General features: G+C 70.1%; 3 protein-coding genes and 2 pseudogenes. All 5 read right to left on the bottom strand.

Going from position 1 to position 5,158, the window contains the following annotated elements:
• Positions 1-57: 57 nt before the first annotated feature.
• Positions 58-1,112, bottom strand: a pseudogene (locus ACLEQD_RS36505) (VWA domain-containing protein).
• On the bottom strand, positions 1,112-2,125 hold the full coding sequence (locus ACLEQD_RS36500; RefSeq protein ID WP_410390503.1) for a vWA domain-containing protein: 1,014 nt from the start codon (positions 2,123-2,125) through the stop codon (positions 1,112-1,114). Before ACLEQD_RS36500 ends, ACLEQD_RS36505 begins: the two are co-directional and overlap by 1 nt.
• Positions 2,097-3,100: pseudogene (locus ACLEQD_RS36495) on the bottom strand (hypothetical protein). The gene ACLEQD_RS36500 and the pseudogene ACLEQD_RS36495 overlap by 29 nt, the downstream one beginning before the upstream one ends.
• Positions 3,097-3,978 (bottom strand): DUF58 domain-containing protein, encoded by an 882-nt coding sequence (locus ACLEQD_RS36490; protein ID WP_410390501.1) that lies wholly within the window; start codon positions 3,976-3,978, stop codon positions 3,097-3,099. Before ACLEQD_RS36490 ends, ACLEQD_RS36495 begins: the two are co-directional and overlap by 4 nt.
• Before the next feature lie 24 nt (positions 3,979-4,002).
• Positions 4,003-4,992 (bottom strand): AAA family ATPase, encoded by a 990-nt coding sequence (locus tag ACLEQD_RS36485; RefSeq protein ID WP_171417174.1) that lies wholly within the window; start codon positions 4,990-4,992, stop codon positions 4,003-4,005.
• Positions 4,993-5,158 lie beyond the last annotated feature (166 nt).

Here is a 5,158-nt window from a genome sequence, read left to right as displayed (position 1 = left end):
GGCCCGCCAGGCCCACCGCCACCGCGCGCGCCGCGCGCCGCCGCATCGAACGCGCGCTCATGCGGCCCTCCGGCGCGAAGGGATGAGCGCCATGCCCAGCACCAGCAGCACCAGCCCGGGGATGGCGAACAGCTGGAAGCGTTCGTCGTAGCGGACCGTCACGCGGCTCTCCAGCTCGCTCTTCTGCATCTGGTCGATGCGCTCCACCACCTGCCCCATCGCCACGCCGTTGGGCTGGTAGAAGAAGGCGCCGCCCGTGGCGTCCGCGATGGCCGTGAGCCCCGCCCGGTCCAGGCGCGTGATGACCGTGTCGCCGTTGGAGTCCTTCTTGTAGTCCACGAACTCGCCGCGCCGGTCGTAGACGGGGATGGCTCACCGGCATCCGAGCCCACGCCCACCGCGAGCACCTGCACGTGCGCGTCCTTGAGCGCGTCCGTGGCCTCGCGCACCTCGCCCGTGAGGTCCTCGCCGTCCGACAGCAGCACCACCACGCGCTCCTTGGAGCCCCGGTCCGCGTTGTCCAGCACCTGCTTGGCCAGCTTCAGCGCCGCGCCCACGTTGGTGCCGCCCTGGGGCATCACGTCCGGATCCACCGCGCGCAGGAACAGCTTCACCGCCGAGTAGTCCGACGTGAGCGGCGACTGCACGAACGCATCCCCGGCGAACACCACCAGGCCCGCGCGGTCGCCCTTCAGCTCGTCCAGCAGCGTGTTGAGCTCCAGCCGCGCGCGGTCCAGCCGGCTGGGCTGCACGTCGCGCGCGAGCATGGACTTGGACGCGTCCAGCGCCACCACCACGTCGATGCCCCGGCGCTTCGTCAGCTCGCTCTTCGTGCCGCACTGGGGCTGCGCGAGCGCGAGCCCGAACAGCATCAGGCCCAGCCCGTACAGGCCGCCCTGCACCGCCGGCCGCCACACGGACACGCCGGGCGCGAGCGTCGCCACGTGGCGCTCCGCGATGAGCGCCGACAGCCGTGTCCCGCGGCCCAGCGCCTTGAGCAGCGCGAGCACCCCCAGCAGCACGCCCACCAGCGCCAGCCCCAGGAACAGCGGCTGCGCCAGGCCCACCTGGTAGCCCAGCAGCGTGAAGCGCCATGCCTCCAGCGTGGGCATCATGGGAACACCCGCAGGAAGGTGGCGCGCAGCAGCAGCTCCAGCGCGGCGAGCCCGAAGGCCACCAGCAGGAACGGGTGGAAGTTCTCCTTGTACGTGGCGCTGGCGCCGCCCTCCATCAGCTTCGAGCGCTCCAGCGAGTCCAGCACCTTCTGCAGGCCCTGCTTGAGGCCTTCGGGGTCGGTAGCGCGGTAGTACTCGCCGCCGGTGCGGTCCGCGATGTCCTGCATCAGCTCCGGGTTGATGGGGATCTCCGTCTCACGCCACACGGTGTTGCCGAACAGGTCCGTGCCCTGCGGGAAGGGCACCTTGCCGCCCTTGCCCACGAGGATGGTGTAGATGGGGATGTGGAGCGACGCGGCCATGCTCGCCGCGTCCAGCGGGGAAATCTTGCCGGCGTTGTTGTCGCCGTCGGTGATGAGCACCACCACCCGGCTCTTCGCGTCCGAGTCGCGCAGGCGGTTGAGCGACGTGGCGATGGCGTCACCAATGGCCGTGCCGTCCTCCAGCACGCGGGTGCGCAGCTGCTTGAGCACCTCCTTGAGCACGCCGTAGTCCAGCGTCAGCGGCGACTGCGTGTACGCGGCGCCGGAGAACACCACCAGGCCCAGGCGGTCGTTCACGCGGCCGGTGATGAAGTCGGACAGCACCTCCTTCGCCACGTTGAGGCGGTTCTGCGGACGGAAGTCACCGGCCTCCATGGACGTGGACAGGTCCAGCGCCACCACGATGTCGATGCCCTCCACCGACAAATCCCTCACGCGCGAGTCGCGCGACTGCGGCCGGGCGATGGCCACCACCGCGGCAATCACCGCCGCGGCGCGCAGGAGGGGGAGCAGCGGCAGGAGGTACGTGCGCAAGCCCCGGCCGCCCTTCGCGAAGACGTGCGCGGCGGAGAAGCGCAGCGTGGCGCGGCGCTTGCGCTCCCAGTAGGCGAGCACGAGCAGCAGCGGCGCCAGCAGCAGGGCCCAGAGCGCCTCCGGGTTATTGAACGCGAGGTCCGGGGGCAGCATCGGGCTTGGGGGGAGCGGGAGGAACGTATGTTCTGGCGAGCAGGTCGTAGCCGAAGGCCAGCGCCTGATTGCAGGACTCGGGGGACGCGTCGGCGCGGGCGTACTTCACCAGGTCCGACTCGGAGACGAAGCGCATCAGCGCGTCCTCCGGCAGGCCCGGGGTGGGCAGCCGGCGCAGGGACGCCATCAGTTCGGACGACGTGCACTCCAGGGCCTCGAAGCCGTAGCGCTCGCCCAGGTAGCCGCGCACGATTTCGGAGAGGCGGAAATAGAAGTCCTTCACGTGGCCGCGGCCCGGCAGGTCCTCGCGCTTGAGCGCGTCCAGGGACTGACGCACGCGCACGTCCAGGGGCAGCAGCGGAACGACCTTGTCGCGCTTCGGACGGCGCTGCCACCAGCGCACCAGCATCCAGGCCGCGAGCCCCAAAACCAGGGCCGCCGCGAGCGCGTAGAGCAGCGTCCACGAACGGATGGGCACCTCCTGCGGAGGCTGGTAGTCGAACAGCTCCGCGCCCTGCCCCTGCGCGTCCGGCGGCAGCGAGGAGGCCACCTCCACCGCCTTGCCCTTGAGCACGAACCGGCGGGGCCCTCCGGTGTCGCCACGTCGAAGGTCAGGTCGGGCAGTTGCACGCTGCCCAGCTCGAACGCGGAGAAGCGCAGGCCGAACGTCGTGGTCGCGTCGTTCGCGTTGTCCTGGCGCTGGCGCGTCTGCTGGAGCAGCTCCACGGCGCTCTCACCCGTGGGCGCCACCAGCTCGTAGCGCTGGTCCTTCGGGTGCGTGAGCGTCACCTGGTAGGTGAAGGGCTCGCCGATGTGCACCTCTTCCGGCTCCACCCGCGCGGACGCGCCCGTGGGCGACACCGGCTCCAGCGCGACGGGGGCCTTGGGCGCGCCAGGAGCCGGGGCCGGGGCCTGGGCCCACGCGGCCGGAGCGCTGACGAGGAGGACGGCCGCGAGGACGAGCGCGCGTCTCATGCCGCCATCCTCCGGGCCCGCGCGCGGAAGAAGTTCGCCAGCGCCTTGCCGTGGTCGTCTCCGGCGCGCAGCTCCACGTGGTCCAGCTCCAGCTTCTTGAACAGCTTGCGGCGCTCGTCGCGCTGGGCCTGCATGGCGCGCATGAACTTCCCGCGCACGGCGGTGGAGCTGGTGTCCACGACGAAGCGCTCGCCCGTCTCCGGGTCCTCCATCTCCACCAGGCCGTGGCTGGGGAAGCGCTGCTCCAGCGGATCCTCGATGACCACCGGCACCAGGTCGTGGCGGCGGCCCACCAGGCGCAGCGGCTTCTCGTAGCCCGTGGCCATGAAGTCCGACACGAGGAACGTCACCGCCTTCCGCTTGGCCACCTGCGTCAGGTACGTGAGCCCCGCGGACAGGTCCGTGCCGTGGCCCTTCGGCTTGAAGGTGAGGATGTCGCTCACCAGCCGCAGCACGTGCATGCGGCCCTTGCGCGGCGGGACGACCTTCTCCACCCGGTCCGAGAAGAGGATGAGCCCCACGCGGTCGTTGTTCGCGATGGCGCTGAACGCAATCTGCGCGGCCACCTCCGCGGCGACCTCCGCCTTGGTGCGGTCCTTGGAGCCGAACTCGTTGGAGGCGGACACGTCCACCAGGAGCATCACCGTGAGCTCGCGCTCCTCGGTGAAGACCTTGATGAAGGCCTCGTTCATGCGCGCGGTGACGTTCCAGTCGATGAAGCGGATCTCGTCGCCGGGCTGGTACTGGCGCACCTCGGAGAAGGCCATGCCGCGGCCCTTGAACACCGAGTGGTACTGGCCGGCCAGCATGTCGGAGACCACCTTGCGGGTGCGGATCTCCAGCTTGCGGATGCGGCGGATGAGGTCCTTGGGCAGCACGGGCGCGCTCTTACCGGGGCCTTCTCAGGGGACTTCCACGCGGTCGAAGACGCGCTGGATGATCTTCTCCTGGGTGAGCTCCTCGGCCTCCGCCTCGTAGGTCATCGCGATGCGGTGGCGGAGCACGTCGAAGGCGATGGCCTTCACGTCCTCCGGGGTGACGAAGCCGCGGTGGCGCAGGAACGCGTGCGCGCGGGCCGCCTGGGCCAGCGAGATGGTGGCGCGCGGCGAGGCCCCGAACTGGATGTAGTCCGCCAGGTCCTTGAGGCCGTAGCGCGCGGGCTCACGCGTGGCGAACACCACGTTGAGGATGTACTCCTTCACCTTCTCGTCCATGTAGATGCTGTGGACGAGCTCGCGCGCGCGCACCAGGTGCTCCAGCGCGATGACCCGCTGGGCCTTGGGCGACGAGCCGCCGGACATCCGGTCCATGATGACCTTCTCCTCATCACGGGTCGGGTAGCCCACCTTCACCTTGAGCATGAAGCGGTCCACCTGCGCTTCGGGGAGGGGGTAGGTGCCCTCCTGCTCGATGGGGTTCTGGGTGGCCAGCACCAGGAACGGCGAGGGCAGGCCGAAGGTCTGGTCGCCGATGGTGACCTGGCGCTCGGCCATGGCCTCCAGGAGGGCGGACTGGACCTTGGCGGGGGCGCGGTTGATTTCGTCCGCGAGGACGATGTTCGCGAAGATGGGCCCCTTGCGGACGGTGAAGGCGGCCGTCTGCTGGTTGTAGATCATCGTGCCGACGAGGTCCGCCGGCAGGAGGTCGGGGGTGAACTGCACGCGCATGAAGGTGGCGCTGAGCGAGTCCGCCACGGTGCGCACGGTCAGCGTCTTGGCGAGTCCGGGCACACCCTCCAGGAGGACGTGGCCGTTGCACAAGAGGCCGATGAGGATGCGTTCGAGCATGTACCGCTGCCCGACGATGACCTTGCCGGTCTCCTGGTTGAGGACCTCGACGAAGCTGCTTTCCTGCTGCACGCGTTCGGTGAGCGCGCGGATGTCGGTGTTCATGTCCCCTCTGTCGGCCTGGGCGGCGGGCAGCCTAGGGTTCCCGGGCGTCCGGCTCAACACCGCTTTAGGCCGGACATTCCGTCAAGCCGCCCGGTCCCGTAAAGGGTCATCTCAATGTCCCGCCCGCCCCCACCCCGCCGCTCCGCCCTTCCCCCTCGCTGGGACG

Origin of the sequence: Corallococcus sp. 4LFB, assembly GCF_046520365.1 — a bacterium.
Taxonomy (GTDB): domain Bacteria; phylum Myxococcota; class Myxococcia; order Myxococcales; family Myxococcaceae; genus Corallococcus; species Corallococcus caeni.
The sequence above is the reverse complement of the archived record's forward strand: the minus strand, read 5'-3'. Positions and strand labels throughout refer to the sequence as shown.